Source organism: Betaproteobacteria bacterium, assembly GCA_016713305.1.
Lineage (GTDB): Bacteria > Pseudomonadota > Gammaproteobacteria > Burkholderiales.
This window is the reverse complement of record JADJPK010000021.1, coordinates 12,569-36,770: the sequence shown is the minus strand read 5'-3', so window position 1 is coordinate 36,770 and position 24,202 is coordinate 12,569. Positions and strand designations below refer to the sequence as shown.

The window sequence follows — 24,202 nt, the reverse complement described above, 5'->3', positions numbered from 1 at the left end:
CATCGCGTCATTCGCGCGTCCGGCGCTACGCCCTGCTCCGCAGGAAGACCTCCACCTCCTCCCGCGAGGGCGCTCCGTTCCTGCCCCCTGTACGGGTGCACTTGATCGCCGCCGCGGCGCACGCGAACCGCATCGCGTCCGCGACGCTGAGTCGCTCTGCGACGGCCACGGCGTAGGCACCGTGAAAGACGTCGCCGGCCGCCAGCGTGTCGACCGCCCGCACCGGGAAGCCCTTCTGCTCGAACACCCGTGAAGGCTCGCTCGCTTCCACCCAGCGCACCCCGTGTTCACCGAGCGTGACCGCGGCCACTTCGGCACGGCGCGAGACTACGCCCCGCAGCGCATCGTCCATGGGTTCGCCGGACATCGACGCGAGGCCCCGTTCCGAGAAGACGATGTGGCCGGCTTCGGCGGCGAGCGACCGGAGAATTTCTCGCGGCGCGATCTCGCCATCGAGGATGGCGGGAATCCCCGCGGCGCGAGCAGCCCGCAACGCAACGCGCGCGCCCGCCACCCATCGGACATCCGCCAGCAACGCTCCCGCACCCACCAGCGGTGCGGACTCGAGCCAGTCCGCGGGCGCCTGCAGTGCCGTCCCGCGATACCCCACGACGAGGCGTTCGCCGCCGGCATCCACCAGGACCGCGGAGGTGGAGGTGGTCATGCCCTCGAAGGAGCGCAGATTCCCGGTGTCGACGCCTTCTTCCTCCAGCTGCTCGCGGATCCGCCGTGCGGTGGCATCGGCGCCCGTCGGTCCCCAGAACGAGACTCGTGCGCCGAGCCGCGCGGCGGCCACGGACGCGTTCGCCGCCATCCCGCCACCCGACTCCTCGAAACGGTCCGCCACGATCTTGGCGCTGCCGGTCGGCCACGAGTCCACGCCGAAGACCCGATCGAGCGCGCAGTGGCCGACGCAGACGATGGCCGGTCCGGCCTTTCCGCTCATGGCGCCTTCTGCGCCAGAGATGCAAGCGCGCGCGCCGTGAAGTCGTCCGCCGGAAAGAACGATTCGATCGCGAGTTCCTGCAGCAGGATGTCGTGGGGTGTGCCGAACACGCTCACGACGCTGATGAAACTCATCACCCCCGCCGGCGTTCGCAGCTGCAGCGGCAGGACGACGCCCGCCGGATCGTGCGCGGTTCCGCACTCCGGCCCGTCCGGCGGGCGCGGATACGTCGACACTTCGCGCAGCAGCTCGCCCAGTGCATCGTCGCCTGTCTGCTCCCATTGCCGGCGGAGGCGGTCCAGGATGTGGCCCCGCCATTGCGCGAAGTTGACGATCCTCGAGGCCATGGCATCCGGATGCAGACTCACCCGCACGGCGTTGATCGGCGGCTGCAACAGCGAGGGGGCGATTCCTTCCAGCAGAAGCGACACCGCCGGATTGGCGGCGACGACGTCGTAGTTGCGGTCGAACGCGAGCGCCGGATAAGGCATCACGCGCTCCAGCAGCAGCTCGATGGACCGCCGCGCGGCCTGCATCTCCGGCGCGTCGAGGCGCCGTTGACGGAACAAGGGCGCGTAGCCCGCCGCTTCCAGCATGGGATTGCGGTTGCGCAGCGGCACGCTCAGCCGGTCCGTGAGCCGCAGCACCATCTCCCGGCTTGGCGCGGCCCGTCCCGTTTCGAGAAACGAAAGATGCCGCGTGGAGAGTTCCGCGAGTTCCGCGAGTGCCTGCTGGCTGAGACGGCGCCGTTGCCGCCACTCGCGAAGCTGCGCGCCGAAGGTGGGGGTATCCATGGAAGCGGATGCTACCGCCTCGAACGGCGCGGAAGGCTTACCTGCCGGGTAATGGTTTCTGCACCGTCCGGTTCGCAGACTGGGCGCCTCGTCAACCGGAGGACCGCACCATGAACCTGACCCTGCCCCGCACCGCTCTTGCAGCCACGGCCCTGCTGTTCGGAGCCTTGAGCGCCGTCGCCCTGTGGCAGCACGGCTACGTGGCCATCTTCGCCATGCAGTTCCAGAACGCCGCGACCGCCCAGGTCCTCGCGGACCTCGTCATCGCCCTCTCGCTCGTGATGATCTGGCTGTGGCAGGACGCGAGGACCCGCGGACGCAATCCCGGGCCCTGGATCGTGGCCACCGCGCTCCTCGGTTCGTTCGGGCCGCTGGGTTATCTGCTCACGCGGAAATAGTGCGCGAGCCGCCGGCACCGGCGAAACATGCGTGGGACGCGCCACCGGTGCGTCTCCACGGAGACCACCGGCGGCGTTCTACTCTCACAGGCTCTTGCCGAGCACGCGCAGCAGCGACTTGAGCACGCTCTTCTCCGCCGGCATCTGCTGCAACCGCTGCGTCAGGTCCCTGGCCCAGGCCGAGTTCTTCCACTGATCCGAAGCACTCGCCGCTGGCGGCACGGCAACCGCCGGAGGAATCCCTGCGGTCGTGGCAGTCCACGCCGCAGTCCAGTCGACCGAGGCGCCGCCGGCCCCCCCGCTCGCCACGAGCGGCACCACGGCAGGCATGGGCGTCGTCGGCAAGGGCGCGGGCGGCAGCGGCACCTCCACGGTCACGATGCCGTCGGTCGGGTCCGTGCCCGCGCCGGGAACGCTGGCCAGATCGAATCCGCCGTCGTTGACCAAGGCGCGCTGCAGATCCACGAATGCGTTCCCCGCCGGCGCGTCGTCCCTGATCCGGAACTCCAGATGGGCAAGGGCGCCCGCGCCGTCTGTCAGCGGGTTGAGCCGTGCGACGTCGAGCGTGATGACTCCGCCTTTCTGACGGAGCAGGCGATACGGATAGTCTCCGGTCAGCGTGGTGCCGCGATAGTCGAGCCGGGTCGTGTCGAAGACGAGGGTCGCCGTGAACGATTCCAGCCCGTCCGTCTCGTCGATGACGATCGGCACCAGCACCACGTCGCCGCGTTCGCCTGTGGCATCGCCCAGTTGCAGCGAACGGTCCGCACCTTCCGGATCGGCCGGGAGGTAGCCCGCCGGCAGTGACGGAATCTCCGGCCGCACCTGTCCCTGAACGAACTGCAGGAAGCGGTTCACGTCCAGCGAGGTGAGCTGCCCGTTGGCATTCAGATCGCCCACGATGACCGGGTCCACGTTCGGATAGGCGCCGAAGCCGCTGTCCAGTCCCGTCACCACGCGCTGCAGCCGCTGCACGTCCAGCATGCTGTAGCCGCCGTTGCCGCTCGTGTCCATGAAGAAGGCCGTCACGGCCACGGCATCGTCCGCCACGGCGTCGCCCGTGACGATCTCGCCTCCCGCACCTTCGCGCCGGAACCGGACGTCCGCGAGATCGAGCACGGTCGCCTTGCCGTAGTCCGCGCCCGGGGGAACGCTAACCGCCAATCGCAGGATCGCCGTGCTGGCGGCCAGCGGCGACGAGAACTGCACTGCGACTCGCATGCCGCCGCTCGTGACGTCCACGGACAGCATCCCGTCGATTCCCGGAGCGAAGGCGATGGAATCCACCGCAAGCAGTGCAGGATCGTGGCGTACCTCGAAGTCCAGGCGCGTCACGCCGGCGGCGTTGCTCAACGTCAGCGGCAGGACCGTGGATTGCCCCCGGGCCGCGCGCGAAATCGCCCACGCTCAGCACCGGAACATCCTGCGCCTCCACCGTGACCACGGCCGAGGTGTCGTCGCCTGCGATACCGTCACCGTTGCCGTCGAGCGCACCGCCCATCACATCGACGAATCCCCCGTCGCCGCCGCACACGGTCACGGTATAGGTATCCGCGCCGAGCACCGAGCCGCTCTTCACGAATCGCACGGCCCCTTCTCCGGCATCCACGAACAGCGAGCCACGCACCGCGAACCCGCGCGAGTCCGTCACGACGATGTCCGCAGGACCGGCCTCGTTCCCGGCCCCGCTGTAGAGATTCACGCTGCCGCCGTCGATCGGCCGGTCGAAGCGGATGAGGAAGCCCGAGGCTTCCGCGTCCACCGAGGTGACCGAAAGAAGATCCGGCATCACTTCGACCAGCGCCCGTCCCACGTTCGCGGCCCCGTCGTCGTTCACCACGGTCACGCTCACCCATCTCGACAGTGCAGTGGCGGCGCCCATGAAGGCGTGCTCGAACGACATCGAGTCCGACAAGCCGACGGTGAAGACTTCCACGCCGGAACCGTCGCCCCAGTCGATGCGCACCTCGGAGATCGTGTCGTCGCCGGGATCGGCCACCTGGACGTCGAAGCGGGCCACGGCCCCGTGCACCACGCGGGACGGACCGCTCACCGCCACGGTGGGCGCCACTTCCAGCGCGGTCACCTTCAGCGAATCGGTGTAGTGCGTCGGCGTGCCGTCGGCGCGCAACACGTCGAACCGCACGAGCCACTCGCCATCGTCGGGAACGGTGAACAAGGCGTCGCTGCCGTCGGCCTGCGCGACCTCCTGGCCGGCAGCGTCGGACAGGGTCCAGCGGTAGTCGAACTTGTCCGGATCGGACAGTGCATCGGCCAGCACCGCGTGCAACGATATCTCGTCGCCTTCCAGCACCGTGCGATCGGCACCGATGGCCACCAGTTCGGTCGGCGCGATGCCGAAGTCGGTACCGGAGACGATCGTGCCGGGCCCGCCCGCCTCCACCTCCCGCGATGCGCCGGAGGTCGGCGTCCAGCCGGCTGGCAGCTCCTGCACGATCGTGAGGCTTGCCAGCGGACTGGCCGTGAGCCGGTAGTCGCCGTTGGCATCGGTCCACGAGGTGGGTTCGTCCTCGCCGCGCTGACCGTTGCCGTCCACATCGGCGAACAGCCGGACCCCGTCGACCGCCTCCTCGCCCGCCTGACGCACGCCGTCGGCGTTGCGGTCGTGGAAGACGGTCCCGTACACGGCCACGGCACCGGCGGTGTAGTCGAACCACGCTTCGGCGGAGCGTCCGTCCTCGGCATCGGCCGTCACCACGATGCGCGCGGTGCCTCCGGCCGGCTGTCCGGACACTGCAAGATCCGTGGTGCTGAGCGACGGCGTCACCGTCACGGCGTGATCGTCGCTCCGGGCACTGACCGTCACATCGACGCCCGGTGTTCCGGACACCGCGAGCCCGACGAACGTCGTCGTCCCCGGATCGGCCGATCCCGCATTCGCGATGGGTGCGATGGCGGGAGCTGTCGTCTGATCGAGATCCACGGTCACGCCATTGCCGCGCATTGCCTCGGCGTGGATGTCCACGGCGCGGTTGTCCAGCGGATTGCCGGTGAGCGTGATGAAAGAGAGATCCTGCAGTGGCCTGTCCACCTTTACCAGACGAACCGCATCGGCCGCCACGAGACCCGCTGCGGCGTCGGTGATGACCACCTCCAGGGAATCCGAGGTGTCGCCCACGCGGACCGTCGCGATCTCCTGCCACGCCTGGCCGCCGTACGTCTGGCCCGCAGGCGCATCGCGCTGGTCGACAACCACGGACGCGCCGGGCTGCCGCACGTACAGCACGGCCCCGTCGTCCAGCGATTCGACAGCAGCGGTGTAGTTGACCGTTCCACGCGACGCGCTCACCGATACCGCTTGCGCGGTCTCCGGGATCAGCGTCGCGAAGATCTGTCCCGCATCGAGGTGATCGAGCGTGACCGGCCCGTCGCCGTCACCGAAGCGGGCATCGTTCGCCAGGCCCGCCACCTGCAGCGCATAGCGGTAGCCGAGTTCTCCCGCGCCCAGCTGCGGGATGTCGAGCGTCTGCGCCGAGAGGTTCGCGAACAGCAGCAGGTCGAAGCCCTTGAAGTCCTGCCCGAACAGCGCGGTCGCGTCGTCGACGCGGATGACCACGGCCGGCGCCCCTTCCGGCGCGCTGGCAAGGACCTCGGCACTCAACAACGTCGCGGCATCCACCGGCAACAGTCCGAAGACCGCGGCGCCTCCCTGCAGATCCGGCAGGTACGGCGTCTCGACCGCGGCCGCCGAAGGCGCGACAAACGGATTGCCGTCGCGGGAACCGTCCACCAGTTCCTGGCGCGCCTGGACGGTCGAGCCGGCGAACGTGTGGCCGTTGTTCGTGGCGAAGACGAACCGTCCGTCCTGGCCCGCATTGCCGCCCGCGCCGCCCGACGCGTTCACGTCCAGATCGCTCGCTTCGATCAGCGTGCCCTGCAGCTTGACGGTGCCACCCGCCCCGCCGCCGCCGGTGCCACCGGTCGCACCCGCGCCGCCCGCGCCGCCCGTGCCTCCGGTCCCGCCACTGCCGCCATAACCGCCCGCGGTCGCGCCCCATCCGCCGCCGCCGCTGCCGGCGCCTCCTCCGTAGCCGCCTGTCCCGCCGGTTCCGGCCTCGGGCGAGTCCACGCTCCCCGTGCCCGCCGTGCCGTCGCCACCCGACGCATCGAAGGCGGCACCGTTCACCACCAGCCGGCCCAGCGACACGATCTCGATCGCGCCTCCGCCAGCGCCGCCCGCACCGCCTGCGCCACCGTCAGCACCGTCCCCGCCCGTGCCTCCGACTCCGCCCATTCCGCCGGATCCGCCGGTGCCGCCCGTGGTGAAGAAACCTCCCTGCCCACCGGCACCGCCGCCGCCGCCCGAGCCTCCGCTGCCCGAACCGCCGCCTCCACCGCCGGCACCGCCGCCGCCTCCTGCACCACCGCCACCGCCGCCGAGTGCGCCCGTCTCCGCGACGTTCAGTCCGCCACCGCCGGCACCTCCTGCGCCTCCGGATGCGCCGCTGCCACCACCGTTGGATGTGCCCGACAAGCCCCAACCACCGTTGGGAGCACCACCATAGCCGCCGCCGGCCGCCGCACCGGCGCCACCGGCCGCCCCGGAGGACCCGCCGCCTCCCGCGATTCCACCGCCTGCAACATTGCCGACACCGCCTTCGCCCGCCGTGCCCGACGTACCCCCCGAGCCGGCCGTGCCCGCAGCACCTGCGCCGCTCGCCGTGCCGTTGCCGCCGTAATGGCCGGTTCCGTACCAATACCCGCCGCCGCCACCCCCACCGCCGTAGCCCGGCGTCCCGACGGTCATCGCACCGTCGCCGCCGGTTCCCGCCGCTCCTCCGGTTCCACCGTCACCGCCGCCTGCGCCCGCCACGGTTCCGTCGGCTGCGACATCGAACCGTGCGCCCGCATCGATCGCCACGTCGTCGGCGACGATCAGCGACAGCGCGCGCGTTCCCACCACCTTCAACGTGTCGGCCGGAATGTGCAGCGACCCTGCGACGTAGAACCGGGCAACACCGCCTTCCACCGACACGGTGAACGGCGTGCCGTAGAAGGTGTCCGGATCGTCGTCGTCGCCCGAGATCGTCGGAACATCCCCGCTTGTGTCGATCACCACCGCGCGGCCGCCGGTCACCGCGCCCGTCCCGGTCGACGGCAAGGTGCCGGCGAAGAGCGGAAGCCCCTGCACCACCGCGCTTGAATCCGAGCCTTGCACGCGCACCGTCACCGCATCGCTGCGCGAATCCGCCGCGATCCACGTGGTCAGCACGCGGTACTCGCCCGGATCGAGGTCCTCGAAGGTCCAGCGCACCTCGCCGCCTTCCGCGGCCACGTCGGTGTACCGGTAGTCGTCCTCGAAGGCCCCGTCGGCCGGGCGCAGATTGACCTGCCAATCGCCGAACGTGACGAAGCCCGCATCTCCGTCGTCGATGATCCGCTCGCCCAGCAAGGCAGACAGATCGCGGATGCGGTTGCCGTCGAGCCGCACGGTCGCGAGCGCATCCAGATGCGCGAGCGGAGCGACGTCCACGATCGCGTTGTCGCGCGCCGAGAGCACCCGCAGAGCCGTCAGCGGGGCCAGGGAATCGAGCGTCGCGGTGCCGGTGCCATCGATGCTGAGGAATTCCAGGGCCTCGAGTGCCGCGGCATCGAGCGGGTGAGCCAGCGTCATGCCGTCGAGACTCAGCCCGCGAAGCGTGCGCAGGAAAGCCAGCGGCTGGCCGGACTGCGTCGCGCTCACCGCCACGTCGCGCAGATCGATGCTGTTGCGGTCGAGTGCCAGGAATTGCAGGGCAGACATGCCCGTCGGGTGTCCCGCCGTGTCGCCGGACGTGGACCTGCCAGGAAGCAGGACGAGCAGATCCGTGTCTGTCAGGCCGTTGCCCGCAAGATCGAGCGTCACGACGTTCGTGGCGAATTCGAGACCGGCCAGATCGCCGATGCCGAGGAAACCCAGGTCGAGCCGCGTCAGTTCGGCCAGATCGCCCGTGCGGAACTCGCCGCGAACGAGCGGGTTGCCGAGGTAGTCACGCGTCACGGCCACGCCCAGCGCATCCGCGAGGCCCACGCGCAGCGCGTCGTCCGCGATCGAGACCACCGGGTCCGCGTCGCGCGGCACGATGTTGGAGAGATCGCCCGACTCGGCCGTCACCGCCTCGACCGCATCCTCCGCGGCCAGGTCGCGCACTTCCACGTCCTCGGCAATGAAGACATCCGCGCCGCTGTCGCCGAACAGACGGTCGAGACTGCCGTTGCCGGCGATGCGGTCGTCACCGTCGCCGCCTTCGATGCGGTCGCGATCGGAATCGGCGTGCACCGCGCCCATCTTCGGCGCCTGGACCTGCAGCGAGAACGCGGCCGGGCTCGCCGATGACGCATCGGCACGATGGGCACGCAACAGGTAGGTCCCGGACTCCATCGCGCGCATGTCGATGACGGACTTGCCACGCTCGAGGATCGACCCGCCTTCGCTCATGAGGTCGAGAAGCAGCCCGTGATCGCGTGCTTCCATGGCGATGCCCAGTTCGCGCACGGCACCTCCGGCCCCGATGCGCATGTTGGTGAGCTGGGTGGCCGCCGATGCGCCTTCGAGACGCAGCGTGAGCCGCGTTTCGCCGGCGGCGAGCGCCGCGCGAATCGTGCTCGTGAGGTCGAATTCGAGCGCTTCGCCCGCATCGAACGTCGCGGTGAGGGTCTGACGGACCGGCGCCGACAGGTCCGCGGCCGTGGCCACGCCGTCGCCTTCCGCCGCCAGGACGGAGAATGCCAGCGTCGCCGGTTCCGGCAGGGCATTGTCGAGACGCCACGTGCCTTGCACCGTGCCGTCGGTGGTCCAGAGATAGCCGTCCGCACGGAAGGCCAGGCGCTCACCCACCGTCTGGAACTGGTCCGGCGCAACGGCAAAGGTGCCCACGCGGGTGGCGGTCGCCCCGTCGGCAAACCACAGCGAGTTCTGATCGACGAAGTACAGGCGGGATCCCGCCACGGCGGAGCGAACGGGCGTGCCGAAGCTCTGGCCCGTTCCCGTCGCCGTCACCTGCTGGACCGCACCGTTCGAACCGGCCGTCCAGAGTGTCCGGGCGCCGCTCGCCTCGGCCGTGAAGTACGCACGGTCCTGCGTGGCCGCGATGACGTCCGGCGAAGAGCTCACGACCTGCCCTTGCACGTAGACGTCGTAGGGAACGGACTTGTAGCCGATCAGGATCGGAATCCACAGGATGTAGATGTAGATCGGTTCCTGGCGGTAGGCCGTGTAGGTGTACGGATTCGCATCGGTCTGGCCCAGGTTGGCGGCCTCGACCGCGCCGGTGCCGTCCAGTGCCGCCGACCACAGCTCGCGTCCGTGCTGGTGGTACGCGTCGGTCGCACCTGCCGCGCTGTCCTGCGCGGCGAAGTAGACGCGGTCGCCCGCGATGGCGAGATCCGCCGCATTGGAGGCCGCACCGGGAACATTCGACAGTTGCTGGAACGTGCCGTTGCTGCGGTACGCGAAGACCTCGCGGTCCGGCGTTCCACCCGGCTGTGCCGTGAACACCAGGGCGCCGGGCGCCGTCACGAGCGTGTTCGCGCCGGTGAAGGTCTGGCCCGCGACGGCTTCCACGGAGGTGCCGGTCACGCGCGCCAGAGCGCCGTCGAGGATGAAGTACAGCGTGCCGTCGAAGACGGTCCGTTCGGACAGCGTCCGGTTCGCGCTCCCCGCCACTTCGGCGTCGGCTCCGGTCTGCATGTCCATGACGCGCAGCGTCGTCTGTCCCCCGGCCACCACGGTGTGGAACAGCCTGCCGCCCGCGGCTTGCAGGGACGATACGGTACCGGTGCCTTCCACGATCTTCTCGACACTGCCGCCCGCCGCCTTCCACAGCGAATAGCTGCCTGCCTCCTGGACCGCGAACACGAGCGTGCCGTCGACGGCGGCCAGCGCCGTGATGGCGGCGGAGTGCGCGAGGTCCGTCAACCGGTGCGTGCCGCCCCGCGTGCCGTCGCTCACCCACAGTTCGACGCCGTTCAGCCCGTCGTCGGCGGTGAAGTAGATCGCGTCGCCCACGACCGTCACGCGGTCGAGGCTGTTCAGAGTGACGGGCGCCGCCGGGTTGACGGCCACGTCCAGTCGCAGCGTCGCCCGCGCGAGCTGCTGCGGATCGAGGACCCAATCGGCGTAGGCACCGAGATCGAACTCGAGCACGGTGTCGACGCTCGCCGTCGCGTTGATGGAATAGGTGCGGGCCAGATTCGTCAGGATCGGCGTGAAGCGGTCACCGGCGTCGAGGGAAGTCCCGATCGTCGACGCGTCCGCCACGAGCGCCACCGGGTCACCGCCGTAGTTGAACGGCACCACGCCCGTGTTCGAGACGGACACGCCGCCGTCCTTCCAGCCGAACCACGAATCCGGACCGACGGCATCGCTGCCCGACACGACATCGAAGTCGAAGTGCTGCGCGCCCCCGGTACCGATGAGCCGCGTGCGGCCGATTCCGGTCACCTCGTAGGAGCCGTCGTCCGCGAGACGCAGGATGACCGGCGTGATGCTGCGGCCGCTCGCCACCGTATACATGTCCCAACCGGTGATCCGGCCCGTGACATCGAAGCGCTCGGCCGCATACAGACCGCCGTTCTGCGTATCCAGGACGGAGGCGACCACGGCGGCGTTGCCTGCCGTCACCTTGGGAAGCTTGGGCGCCAGCAACGCATCGTCCGTGTTGCCCGGCGTGACCCGGACCATGCTTCCCGGCTCGCCGTCGCCCAGCGTGGTGAAGCGATACCACTGTTCGGTCTCGCCGGCCGCGAGCGAGAAATCGTCGCTGCCGTCGCCATTCAGGTCCAGGCCGGAGAAGATCTCGGGCCGGCCGGTGCCCGTGTCCGTCAGGAAATCGCCCAGCGGGCTGTTGACGAGATCCAGGATGTCTTCGGCGGGGGGCAGTGCCGCCTCGATCGAAGCGCCTGCCACGAATTGCACGCGCCCGGTCCGGTTCGCGACAGCGCCGCCGCTGCGGTCCGCACCTGCCGCACCGATGAAGAGATCGTCCAGTCCGTCGGCGTTGGCATCGAGCGCGGGTGTGGAACTCAGCACCCCCGACTGGTCGGAGGCGAACTGGCCGCGCATGCGCCAGCCGGCATCGGCGAACTGCAGCGCCCCCGTCGCGCCGGACACGTCGAAGAAGACGGCCGTCTCGCCGCGCAGATCCTGCTCGAAGATCAGCGCGGAGTCCTTGTCGCCCAGGATCCGCGAGGTCTCGCCCACGGCGAGATCCGTCCTGCCGACGCCGTCGAAATCGCCGGCGGTCACCGTGACCGCTCCGCCCACCGACACGACCGACGGATCGCCCGCGCCTTCGAGCCGGCTCACGGCAAAGGCGGCGTCGACGCCCGAATGCAGTCCATAGAAGACATCGTCGCCGCGGAAGACGAGCACGCTGCCTTCGCGGTTGAGATCCGCGGCCCCGGCCTTCACGGCTTCCTTCGTGCGTCCGATCGCGAAATCGTCGTACCCGTCGCCATCGACGTCACCGAGGGCGGCGAGCGTACTGCCGAGGAAGGGATCCTGGACGATGGCGTCCGCCTGATCCAGGAAGAGGGCGACCACCGTTCCCGACGCAGTCGGCCGGCCGTAGAAGAGATACACGCGGCCTACCGATTCGCCGGTGCCGGTGAAGGTGAGGAACCCGGAATTGCTCACCAGCACGTCGTCCAGGCCGTCCCCGTTCACGTCGCCCGCCACGATCGCGGAGAACGAGGGCGCCGCCGATGTGGCGGCACCCTGGCGGCCAAGGGCGGCGGCCAGGATACCGTCGGTCGTCGACGTCCGATCGTTCCGGACCATCAGCATCTGCGACGGTATGCCGGCCATCAATCGCTCTCCGGACAGCACCCGCGACATCGTGCCGGCAGCGGAGAGGTTGGTGGCGCTGGAAGTGGTCAACAGGACATCCGCGTGTCCGTCGGCGTTCCAGTCGAGCAAGGACACGGTCGCGTCACCCGTACCCTGCAAGGCAGTGCCGAGCGTCAGCGTGCGGGCGCGTGATGTCCCCACCGAAGTCACCCAATCGGCGGTCAATTCCCGCGGCAGTCCGAGACCGCCGTGGATCAACGTCAGCGTGCGCGTGTTGTCGGCATGGCGGTCGCTCACGAACACCAGATCGTCCACGCCGTCGCCATTCACGTCGCCGCCGCCGGAAGCGAGGCGGCCGAGCGCCCCGTCGACGATGAGGTCCGCCTCCAGCGAGATGTCGCCCATGCCCTGCGGAGACACCGGACCGAACACGATGTAACCGCGGTCCGTGCCGCCGACGAAGTAGTCCTCGCGGCCATCGCCGCTCACGTCGCCGATCGCGTAGGTCTCGGATAGCCGTTCCCCGGCGCTGCTTCCCTGGAACCCCGTGGCCTGGCTCGCGTCCGCGGCCTGGCCGGCAGAGATCGTCTGCCCTTCCGGATCGTTCGACACGACGCGAGTCGACAACGGTGTCGCAAGCTCGAAGCGGAAGCGTTCCACCGGTTGCGCCGGACCGGCACCGACGAGCACGTTTTCCGGTGTCGTTTCCAGCGGCAAACCCGCGTAAAGACGCAACGCATCGGGAGACGCAACAGCGAGGATCGAACGTGCAACGCCGCCGTGCGCCACGGTGCCCAGCGTTCCCACCCGTGCGGTCGCGGGCGGGAGCGCGCCGGCCGGCGCGTATTGGGCGATTGCCGGCTCCAGCACGATGTCCGGTGCCGCGACGCCGTTGCGGCCGGCGAGATTCGCGACCAGCGCGGTACGGTCGGTGTCGCCCAGGTACACGCGCACGACCGTGTGTTCCACATCGGCGCCGTCCAGGCCGTTGCTGCGTTCCAGCACGGTTCCGGCGAGGTCGTCGATGCCGTCGCCATTCACGTCGCCCGCGGCGGTGAACGCACCGGAGGACAGGACCGCAGCCTTGCCCGATGCGATCAGCGTGTCGATCGCACGTGTCCCCTGCAGCCCGGCCGAGAAGATCACGTAGCTCCCGCCCGTGCCCATCAGCAGCAGGTCCTCGTGCAGATCGCCGTCGAGGTCGCCGGCGCGCGCCACCTGCAGTCCCGCGAACGGATGATCGAGCGTCCCGGTGACCACCGCGGACAGAAGTCCGGAATCCTGTCCCGGAATGCTGCCTCCGCTACGCACGGACAGCGTGTCGCCGGCGAGGGTGACGAAGTCCTCGCGCGCGTCGCCGAGGGCGTCGCCCACACCCGTCGTCTGCGTGCCTGCGACAGCCTGCGCGAACGCGGCCGGCACCGACGCATCGATCCAGGCTTCGCGCGGACGGCCGTGGAGGACCGTCGCAGAGGTCGAATTGGCGAAGACGAGGTCGTCGTAGACCTGCAGCGTCGTGTCGTTCGGTCCTGCCGTCGTGCGTACCCAGCGGTCCTGGGCAATGGCCTGTCCCGTGCTGCCGCCATCGGGATTCCACTGCAGCGAAACACCGACGTCTCCCTCGGAAACCGTGTCGAGGACGATGTCGCGATAGCCGCGGTCGAGATCGACGGTGAAGCTCTGACCGCCGCCCTGCATTGCCACCGCGGCGACGACGTCGCCGTCGATCCGCAGCCGGCTGCTCCCCGCCCCCGTGACGAAGAAGGTGACCGGGCCGTCGTGATCCACGAACAACGTGCCGGACGTGCGGACCGTGAAGTCGCGGTCGAGATCGCCGAGCTGCAGCCGGTCGGCACCCGTGACCAGTTCGGTGGACTGCGTGAGATCCTTGTCGATGACCGCCACGCTACGCTGCGGCACCACGTTCGGATCCGCAGGTTCGCTGCTGCCCTCGGCCGGGATGCCGCCCAGCCACCCGTCGTTGCCACCGGTGCTCGAATCCGCGGCAACGAATCCGGCGCCTTCGGCGAAACGCCACCAGCCCTGCAGACCCGCTGCCTCCGCGTCGAATCCCTGCTCCCGATGCGCCGCAATCTCGGCCCCGGTGAGCGCGGCCGACCACGCCGCCACCTCGTCGATCTGCCCGATCAGCCCGGTCACGTCCGGCGCGGCGCTTCCCGTTCCGCCCACGATCAGGGATTGCGGTTCCGGCACGGCGAAACCCTGTCCCGGAGAATTCTGCGTCACGAGATCCAGCGCGACGCCGTCCACGTAGATCGCAAGCGTGTTGGTCGTCCGGTCCATGACCAGGGCCAGGTCGAACCACCGGCCGGCTGTGACCGCGCCCGCCGCACTCTGTGCGCCGTCGAAGGAACCGTCGGGACGGGAACTGCCGGCCGTCAAGCGGCCTTCGAGGTCGACCCAGAGGCTGAACGTCCGGCCTTCCGCCACGTCCACGCGCTCCAGCAGCGCCATGCGCTGCACCGCATCGCCGCCGAAGTCGAACTTGCCGTCGCCGCCCACCGGAACATCCAGCCGCAGCCGCATCTCGATGGACGCATCTGCGCTCAGGCCGAGCGTGTCGGGGCCGCCGTCCACGCTGCTTGCGGGAATCTCGATGCGGTCGTTGCCGTCGAACACCAGCGCATCGGGCGCGGACTGCGGGTAGATCGTCACGTCCAGTCCCTGGCCGATGACGGGCGTCACATCGCCGGCGGCACCGACGGCGAAATCGCCGGCGAAGTACCGCTGGCTGTCGTTGCTCTCGGGTGCGAGCGTGAAGTTGCTCCACGAGCCCCGGCCGAACAGCAGATAGAGCCCGTCCGACGTTGCCGTGCCCAGCACCGACACGGCGAGGTCGCCGATGCCGTCGCCGTCCACGTCGCCGGCTGCGAAGATGCGCGAACCCGATGTGCCTGCGGTGGTGACGAGCGGCGCCGGCAACACGATGCTGAAGCGCGTGTCGACCCAGGATCCATTGCTCTCCTGCAAGGCCGGCGCGTTGCCCAGCGCGATCGTGACGGCGTGCACGCGCTGTCCTGTCGCCGGATCCAGCACGTTCTGGCGGGAAGCGACGACGCTGTCCTGCGAACCGTCTCCGTCGATGTCGCCCACCGGAATGACCACCGGTGCTCCCCCCAGCGTTGCCGAGGCGATCGACTCGTCCGACACCGAAGACGGCAAGTCGAGTGTCGCTCCCACGTCGAGCGAGAACTCGATGCGGTACCGCCCGGTGCCGAAGTCCGAGACCATGGCAGCCCCCGACAGCGGCTCGCCGAACGTGAAGCTCGCGTTGTTCTCCGACGCGGGCGTCGACTGGTTGGCCAGCGTGCCGTGGTTGCCGTTGGCAGAGAGGTCCAGCACCTGGTCGCCCGCCATCCCCGGCACGGCATCGGCGCTGTCCTCGAATCGCCAGTAGCCCTGCAATCCGGCTTCGGCCCCGGAGAGCACGCGCTCATGGTTCTCGCGAATCTCCGCTGCCGTCCGTGCCGTGTTCCAGACGCGCACTTCATCGATGGCGCCGGCGAAGTTCTGGCCGTAGGGGGTCGACTGCCTCCCGCCGATCCGGAAATCGTCCAGATCCCCGCTCACATCGCCAATCGTGCCGGTGCCCTGTTGCGTGTGCGCCAGTTCCCCGTTCCTGTAGGTCCGCACGGTGCCGTTGTCGTACACGACCGCCACGTGCGTCCACTCGCCCGCCCTGGCAACGACGCCCGTGTCGTACCACTGCCAGCCGAGCGACGAGTTCGCGAACGCCCACCGGATGGAACCGTCGGGGAACCGCGCGATCTCGTACTCTCCCTCGCGATTGACGATGATGCCGCCGTCCGTGGCGGAACTGCCGGTTCCCGTGGGCTTGATCCACGCTTCCAGCGTGACCTGGGTGGTCATCTCCAGGGATGCCCTGGTGCCGACCGTCACGTAGTCCGCGACCTGGTGATTGGACGGATTGTGAACACCGTCCAGCACGATGCCCCGGCTGGCAAAGTTGGGCGTGGCCTGGACCTCGCTGATCACATGCAGGAGATAGTGTTCCGGCACGCCGGAGAAGTTGTCCCGCGGCACCAGCGTCACGCCGCTCTCGGACGGGTCGGTGTCCTCCGCCGCGAAGAGCTCGAAAGCCAGGTGTTGTCCGGTCTCGACCAGCGCATCGCCGACCTGCACCACGCCGGCCACGTCGATCATGCTTCCATCCAGCCACGCCCTGCGCAGGTCCTCCGACGTGCGCAGCGCATCCGGCGTGTCGATCACGTACCAGTCGCTGCTGTCGCCCGGGTGGAACGTGAGGCCCTCGACGAGCGTGCCCGCGCGCACCTGCGGCAGCCACGTCGCGAAGCCGGCCTCGTCGTTGCCGTCGGCCACGCCGTTGCGCGTGACCATCTCGAATGCATCCGGTGCCAGCACCGTGTTCCCTGCCAGCAGATCGTCGGCCGGGCCGCCCGTGATGGCGTCGTCCCCGCCTCCCCCCATGATCACGTCCGCGCCATCGCCGCCGTCGATGGTGTCGTCCTGCGCCCCGCCGAACAGGCGGTCGTTGCCATCACCTCCGCGGATCTCCAGGCCGCCGATGAGCGCACGCTGTTCGTAGTCGCCCGGATCGATGCCCCATTGCGACGCCGTATTGGGAAAGACGTAGCCCGAGTCGGCCCGCACCTGGTCGTCGCCGGCCTGCGTGTCGATCACCGTCCGCTCCACCGACCGGGCCTGATAGAACTGGTAGTCCTGCGCGTAGATGGGCGCGCCCGTCATGCGGGACTGGAAGCCCAGATGCGTCACCGCCGCGTCGGCCGCATCGGCCGCCAGCGTGAGCGCGGCCGGCGAGGAAAGCCGCAGCCAGCCGTCGACGATCTCCACATCCACGGCCGGCAGCGCGGTCCCGAAACCCGCGTCGCTCAAGGCGCGGGCGAGGTCCGATGCCAGGTCGGCCGCATTGCGGTTGGTGTCGTCGCGGGCGACCGTGACGGAAACCAGAGCGGACGTTCCGGCAGCGAGCCGGAAATGCGCGTCAGCGGGCAGGATCCACGGCTGAGCCATCGAAGCCTCGAGCGCCCGTCCCGACAGCACCGTCCGGTCCACCACGAACCCCTGGTTCGCGATGTCCCACTGGGCGGCGGTGAACTCGTAACGCTGCAGGAAACGGTTCCAGCGCACCGACACCCAGTCGGGCACGGACTGACCCAGACGATCGACGTCGCCCCCGAGGAACAGCGCCTGGTCGTCGCCTGCGCCGCCATCGAAGCGGTCGGCAAACGTCGGCACGTACGTCTGGTCGCTGCCCCGAAGCAGAGGCAGGCTGTCGGGGACGATCTGGAAGACGTCGTCGCCTTCGCCGCCGAAGAGCAGATCCTCCGCCTGACGGTCCAGCCCGCCGGTCAGCACATCGTTGCCGGTGCCGCCGAAGATCCAGTCTTCGCCCATGCCGCCGGAGAGCACGTCGCGGCCCGCGCCGCCGACGATGACGTCGCGCCGCACGAGATCGCTCCTCGCGGCGAGGTCCACGACCGCCTTGGCCGTGCCGAGGTCGAAAACCAGGTCGGAGAGCGTCGGGACGGCGGCAGCCGAGCGCACGCGCACGAGGTACTGCGTGCCGGCCTGCAGACCGGCGAGGGAGACGCCTTCGCCACCGGAGGCGGAAAGATCCAGCACCGCCGTTGCCGGTTCGCGCACGCTGGTCTGCACCGTCGCGCCGGTGGCGTCCGTGGAGGTCTCCACGCGCAACGTGTCCACCTGCGGCCGGAGGGTGTAGCCGAAGCCTCCGGTCGGCGAGCCGACGCGCAGCCAGTAGCGGCCGGCAGCGCGGCCCTGCAGATCGAGGCTGATGGAACCGCCGCCCTCGGCCCGGGCGATCTCCGCACCGTTGCCATCGACGAGCGTCAACGTCGCGTGCGCGCTCTGTGCGCTCGTCTCCACTGCAATCGCATCCCCTGCCAGACCGTCGCGGTCGAGCACGAACTCGAACCAGTCGACATCGGACCCGTCGTGCAGGGTCAGCCCCGTCACGGCGGCCAGCGCCTGCAAGGCGCCGAGCGGCGTGGCGCGTTCCTTCGCATCGTTGCTCGATGCGCCCGCGTCCGGCGCATCGGGCCCGGCGGGGAGCGCACTTCCGCTCGCGGCCGGCGTCCCGTCCGCATTGAAGACGTCCAGCTCGATGCCGTCGGCGTCGGAAGCGCTCTCCACGCGCAACGAGCCGCTCGCCGGTGCGTCCAGACTGAACGCGAACCAGTCGACGTCGGCCGGGTTGTCCAGCGTGAGCCCTTCCAGGCGTACGGACGCGGCGATGCCGTCCGGTCCCAGCGCATCGGGCCGGGAATCGGCGATGTCCGCGACGAGATCCCGGGCTGTGGCCTGCGTGTCGTTGCGCGTGCCGTACTCCGCGCGGTCCACGAGAATGGCGTTGCCCGACAGCAGCGTGACGCGGTCGTCCCCGCTTCCCGCATCGATCCAGACCGTCTTCTGCGTGGTCGGTCCGACCGTCACCGTGTCGTTGCCGGCCCCGGCGTCGATCAGGATCACGTCGAAATCGCCCTCGCCCGGCAGCAGCCCGCCGGCGAGCGCCTGCGATTGGTCGGCCGCCCCTTGACCTTGCCCGTCCCGCGCCTGCAGAGCCTCGAGCGCCACGATCGTGTCCTCGGCGTCCCAGACCGGCTTGCCCGTGGAATCGAGCGCATTGAAGTCCAGGCGCACCTGGGCCGCAAAGCTCACGTTGCCGTTGTTGTCGGTGAGCCGCGTGACCAGGTGGTGGTCGGCCAGCAGGCCGGGCTCGGTCACGAAGTCCACCGTGATGACGTCGTCGGCGCCGGTGGCGGAGACGTACCAGACCTTGCCCGTCTCGCGCGCGTACTGCTTCCACGCCGCGTCGTCCTCGCCGTCGAGCCCGCCCCCCATGGATTCGAACGTCTCGCCGCTCGCCCGGTACAACGTGTCGCCGCCGCCGTTGCCGTCGAGGAACGCCACGCCCGTGCCGCCGTAGAGGTGGTCGGCGTGTTCTCCGCCGAGCATGCGATCGAGGCCGGTGTCCTCCAGCGCGAACGGAGCCGTGTCGAGCGTTCCGTCACCGTCGTAGTCGCGGGCGACGTCCAGAACGCCGTCCGCGTTCGCATCGCCATCGTCGTCGTGCAGCCCGCCGGCGCGGTCCACGAAAGCGCCGAACTGGCGACCGGCCGCCGGATCGACCGACCACGCGTACAGCAGGTTGCTGCCCTGGCCACCCAGCAGGTCGTCGTCTCCCTGGCCGCCGTAGAGGGTATCCACGTCCTGGGCGTCACCGCTGCCCGTGTCGCCCCACAGCCGGTCGTCGCCGTCCATGCCGTAGATGACGTCCGACCCGCGACCGCCGTCGATGCGATCGCGTCCGCCCGTGCCTCGGATCACGTCGTTGCCCTGGCCGCCGTCGATCACCGCCACGAAGTCGTCGCTGCGGGCCGTGAGCAGCGCCACGTCCAGCGGCACGACGTCGCCCGAACGCTGGGTCACGAACCCGATGTCGTCGCTGCCGCCCAGGCCCGCGATGCGGAACTGCTCGACATAGGGAACGAACCGCGTGGTTCCGTCCGCCTGGACCTCGTTGCGTCCCCAGGGCGCAAGGAACACGGTGCCGTTGAGGTCGACGTGCAACTGCCCGTCCAGCGTCTGGCCGATGCGGATCGTGTCTGCGTTCTGGGTGCCTTCGATGAGGAGGATGTCGGTCGCGTTGTCGTCGAGGGTGACCGCTCCGGGAGCGTCGGCACGGTGACCGTCGAGCGTGTCGCCGAGTTCGGTGTACAGAGGGTTCGTGTCGAGCACGAGCATGTCGATCCACGAGCCGCCGTACAGCTCGTCGCGGCCGTCCTGACCTTCCAGCCAGTCGGTATCCGCGCCGCCGTAGAGCACGTCGCGTCCGCCGCCACCCAGCAACTGATCCTCGCCGGCACCGCCGACCAGCAGATCGTCGCCGCCCACCATGTCGGCCAGCAGGTTCGTCGCGTACGCCGGGCCGGCCAGCGCATCGCCGCTCACCCAGTCGTTGCCGCCATCGCCGATCAGCGTGTCCTGCCGCAGGTTGCCGTAGAGCCAGTCGCCGTCGGCACCGCCGTGCAGTTCGTCGCCGCGCAGCGTGACCTCCACGGCCGCGATGGCCCGCGCCTGAGCCACGATCTGCGCATCCAGATCCGCTGGATCGAACGCCGGCAGGACCGTTTCCGAATGGGCGTAGAGGGAGTCCATGCCGGCCCCGCCCCAGAGTCGCTGTCCGGCCTGACTGCCTTCCGCCACGGAGGCATCGCCGCCTTCGCCCGGGTCTCCGACGCGCCCGGCCTGTCCGAACAGGCGGTCCGAGCCGTCGTCTCCGTAGAGCTGGTCGATGCCGGTGCCGCCGTTCAGGTTGTCGTCGTGCAGGCCGCCGCGGATCACGTCGTCGCCCGCGTCGCCGAAGACTTCGTCGTTGTCGATGCCGCCGTCGACGTAATCGGAGTCCGCCCCGCCGTGCAGCACGTCCGCCTGGCCACCGCCGAACACGAAATCGATGCCTGCATCGCCGTCGATGCGATCGCGCCCGTCCAGGGCCGCGCCGGCAAAGGACTGTCCCGCGAAGATCGTCGGCACGATCCGCGGCGCCGTGAATCCCGTCGGGTACTGCGCCTCCGCTTCCGCGAACCCGGGAGGAAGCATGAAATGGGTGGAGTCGAGCAGATCGAACGCCGACCGCACCGCGCCTTCCGCACCGCCCCACAGCACGTCGCTGCCGTCGCCGCCGCTCAGGGTGTCGTCACCGTCGTCGCCCGTCACGACATCGTTGCCGCTCGCGCCGTACAAGGTGTCGTTGCCGTCGCCGCCGGAGATCCCGTCGTTGCTGCCGCCGCCGTCGATGATGTCGTCGCCCGCGTCGCCGAACAGGCGGTCCGGATCGGCTTCGCCCAGGATGCGGTCGTCTCCCGCATCACCGTGGATCGTGTCCACGCCCGCGCCGCCACGCAGCAGATCGTTGCCGCCCTCGCCGCGGATGAGGTCGTTGCCTGCGGCGCCGTCGATCTCGTCCCCACCTTCGCCGCCGAAGATCGTGTCGTCGTGCGCACCGCCGTCGATCCAGTCCGCACCCTCGCCACCGGAAAGCACATCGAAACCGTCTTCACCGCGGATCGTGTCGTTGCCGATGCCGCCGTCGATCTCGTCGTCGCCGCGCCCGCCCCAGATGCGGTCGTTCCCGCCCTGACCGTGGACGATGTCGTTGCCGCTGCTGGAACCGCGGCTGGTCTGGTCGATTCCGGTCGGAGCCAGAAAGCTCCCCGCGGTCGCGAGCCGCAGCACGGCACCGTCCGCGAAGATGAGGTCGTCCCCGCCCTGGGCCCACTGCGAGCCTGCCGTCCAGTACTCGCCTGCGATACGGTCGGCGCCGCCACCGCCGATGATGAGGTCGGCTCCCTCGCCGCCTTCCAGCAGATCGGTACCGTCCGTGATGGCCGCCGCGGCGTTCACCACCAGCCCGTCCTCGTCGAAGCGCAGACGATCTCCGACCACGAGGTCGCTGCCGCCGCCACCGAGAATCGCGTCGGCACCGGCTTCGCCGATCAGCAGATCGCCGGCGCTTCCGCCCACGAGGAGATCGTCGCCTTCGCCCCCCTTCACCTCGCCGCGGGATGCGCCCAGGTAGACCGTGTCCGCGCCGCTGCCGCCCTCGAACTCGACCAGGAGGTTCGTGTCGGCGATGCCCCGCACGTCCAGCATGTCGTCGCCCAGCCCGCCCAGCGCGACGAGGCGGGAGGTCGCGTCGTAGGTCTGGGCCATGGCATGGGTCACCCCCAACGACGGCGCCCAGACACGCCCCTTGCCGGCACCGGCCTGCTCGACGAAGAAGGCCTCGCCGCCGTCGGCAAGATCGCCCTCGAGCCGGTCCCCGGCGTGGGTGCCCATGTTGAGCTGCAGCACCCCGTCGGAAAGTTCCGTCGCGAGCGTCGGGATGCGGGTGAAGGGAACGTCGAAGCTCAGCAGCGGAATCGACGGACCGATGTCGAATTCCTTGGAGATCTTGAAGAAGAAGAGGTTGATGCGAAGGTACGCGAAGATCTGCGCCTCCACGCTGCCGGAGACGTCGAAGATCGCCAGCGGCGCGAGCAGCGGATCGCCGTACTTCGCCTCGTTGAGGAAGTTCGTCGCCAGCTCGTTGACCCGCACCTTGCCGTCACGGTCGGGATCGTGCAGGTTGAAGTCCACGGTGGCGAAGATGCCGCCGCCCACGCCGGCCTGCGCGACGAGCAGATTGATCTCCGCCTGCGCGGACAACCCGCCCGACAAGGTGAGTTCGGCCACGTCGACGCCGTTCTCGTCCAGGTCGTCCAGGAAGAACCCGTCCATGAGCTGCAGCGGATTGCGGAAGCCGCCCGCGGCGAAACGCTTGATGCCCAGCGTGTCGTAACCCAGCGCGAGGTCGATGTCGATGCCGATGCGGCCCTCGATCGACGCGCCCAGCGGCCCGAAGATCGGGAAGTACTGCGAGTAGCGGAACTCGAACTTCAAGGGGCCCGGGTCGATCCGCACCAGGGTTGCCTCCTTGCCCATCATCAGGCCGAAGATCTGGCCCGGGTCCTTCAGGACCGGGAAGGAGATCATGTCGCCGAAGCTCTGCTTGGTGATCTTCTTGGTGAAGTCGGTGGTCGCCTTGGCGTCCGGCTTCTGGGTCTCGAGCTTCGCGATCTCGGCGTCGAAGTCGTACGTCTTGCTGTTCGTGGGCGTGAAATTCTCGCGGAACGTGCTCTTGCCGTTCGTGAGGTCGCCCTGCAGCGAGGGGTCGCTGCCGTCGTACACCTTGAACCCGCCGAACGGAATCACCAGCGAATCCACGTCCGTGGGAATGGAATTGATGAAGGTCAGGATGCCGGAGACGTCCTTCACCAGATCGACGTTGAACTGCTCGGGCGGCACGATCATCCGCGCGATGTCGATGAGGGAGATCGGCTTGCCGGCGAGATCCGAGATCACCGGGATCGGGTCTGCCAGGACATCGATGATCGGCTGCAGGTTGTCGGTGATCTTCTTCACCTCGGCCACGATGGGCGTGACGTAGTCCGAGATGAACGTGCCCAGGTCCAGGCCCACGTCGCGGAACTCGACGAGGTGCAGCCCGCACCGATGGCATCGCCCAGCCCGCCCAGGCTCACGTACTCGTTCTTGTCGCGGTCGCCGATGCTCCAGTCGAGGAAGAAATCGCCCACCACCTTGGGGAACGCGGTGGCGGCATTGGGCACGAACTCGCTGTTAAGCCGCAGCTGCATGGCGAGATCCACCTTGGCCTCGGCCGCCACGCCTGCGTTCACGCGGATGTCCCCCATGCGCAGGAGCCCGACGCGCTCGTCCTCGCCGCTCGTGGTCGTCAGGTTGGCGACGATGCTCGCGCCCAGGCCGGTGCCCCCCTTGTCGTTTGCTTCGAACTGCAGGAAGCCCAGCGTCCCGGTGATGCCTGCGCCGGGAAGCTTCACGTCGACCTCCAGCGCGAGCTCGTCGTCGTCGGACAGGTCGAGGTAGAAGCCTTGTCCCCCGCCGATGCCGAAGCCGAAGTCCACGGACCACCCGATGTCCACCTTCACTTCACCACGCGTCTCCAATCCGAGGCCGGGGAGGCCCAGATCGAAGTCAATGCCGGTGCCCACGTCCACGAGCTGGCCGCCCAGGCGCAGGTTCCACTGCATGAAGATGTCCTTCGCCGCGACACCCGCCTGGTCGACGTTCGTGGTGAGCCCCACGTCCTCCACCGTGACGGTGCCGTCCTCGTTGCGGTCCTCCAGGATGCCCAGCGTGGAGTGCAGCAGATTGAAAAGCTGCACCGAGATGTAGTTGGACGTGGGATCGTTCGACGTCTGCACGACGTCGCGCAGTCCGTCGATGAAGCTCTCGCGGAAGTCCTGGATGAACGTCGCCGCGCCGGAGAGCTTGTCACCGATCAAGGGCATCTTCAGGCCCGCGACGTCGCCGTCGAGGAAGTCCTGCACCACGGCCAGGAAGCCGTCGACGCCGTCGATGATCAGCCCCAGGTTGTCCATGGCGCTGAACTGGCTGAAATCGAAGGTGAGGATGTCCGGCGGCACCACGATGAACTGGTCGCCGGACGCTCCGGCGGTACCCTTGACCTCGAGCCCGTCGTCCAGGCTCGCGGTGAGTTTGCCGCCGATCAGGATGTCGCCGCGGTACATGCTCTCGGTGGGGAAGTACACCGGCAGCGTTCCCGTCACGTCGATGTTCATGCCCACGTTCACTGCGGACCCGAGGTCGCCCAGCAGATCCAATAGACCGATGCGCCGCGCCTTGT

At 69.3% G+C, this 24,202-nt stretch carries 6 protein-coding genes; 1 reads left to right on the top strand and 5 read right to left on the bottom strand.

The features are described 5' to 3' along the window. Positions 1 to 25: 25 nt before the first annotated feature. Both IPK20_20555 and IPK20_20550 read right to left on the bottom strand, forming a co-directional pair. Entirely contained in the window at positions 26 to 946 is a 921-nt protein-coding gene (locus tag IPK20_20555; protein MBK8018854.1) for a hypothetical protein, read from the bottom strand. Next, a complete protein-coding gene (locus IPK20_20550) occupies positions 943 to 1,740 on the bottom strand; it encodes a helix-turn-helix transcriptional regulator (protein ID MBK8018853.1) in 798 nt (265 codons plus the stop codon). Before IPK20_20550 ends, IPK20_20555 begins: the two co-directional genes overlap by 4 nt. A gap of 110 nt (positions 1,741 to 1,850) precedes the next feature. On the opposite strand from IPK20_20550, the gene IPK20_20545 reads away from it, so the two are divergent. Beyond that, positions 1,851 to 2,138, top strand: a complete 288-nt coding sequence (locus tag IPK20_20545) for a DUF2834 domain-containing protein (GenBank protein MBK8018852.1) — start codon at positions 1,851 to 1,853, stop codon at positions 2,136 to 2,138. Between the two features lie 84 nt (positions 2,139 to 2,222). Here the strand turns inward: IPK20_20545 and IPK20_20540 are convergent, their stop codons facing one another. Genes IPK20_20540 through IPK20_20530 form a run of 3 tightly spaced genes read right to left on the bottom strand, consistent with a single transcriptional unit; the run spans position 2,223 to position 24,137 of the window. Further along, complete coding sequence (locus tag IPK20_20540) at positions 2,223 to 3,389, bottom strand: hypothetical protein (protein MBK8018851.1); 1,167 nt, start codon at positions 3,387 to 3,389, stop codon at positions 2,223 to 2,225. Beyond that, positions 3,292 to 22,995, bottom strand: coding sequence for a hypothetical protein (locus tag IPK20_20535; protein MBK8018850.1), 19,704 nt, complete (start codon positions 22,993 to 22,995; stop codon positions 3,292 to 3,294). The genes IPK20_20540 and IPK20_20535 overlap by 98 nt, the downstream gene beginning before the upstream one ends. Then, positions 22,935 to 24,137 (bottom strand): hypothetical protein, encoded by a 1,203-nt coding sequence (locus IPK20_20530; protein MBK8018849.1) that lies wholly within the window; start codon positions 24,135 to 24,137, stop codon positions 22,935 to 22,937. The genes IPK20_20535 and IPK20_20530 overlap by 61 nt, the downstream gene beginning before the upstream one ends. Positions 24,138 to 24,202 lie beyond the last annotated feature (65 nt).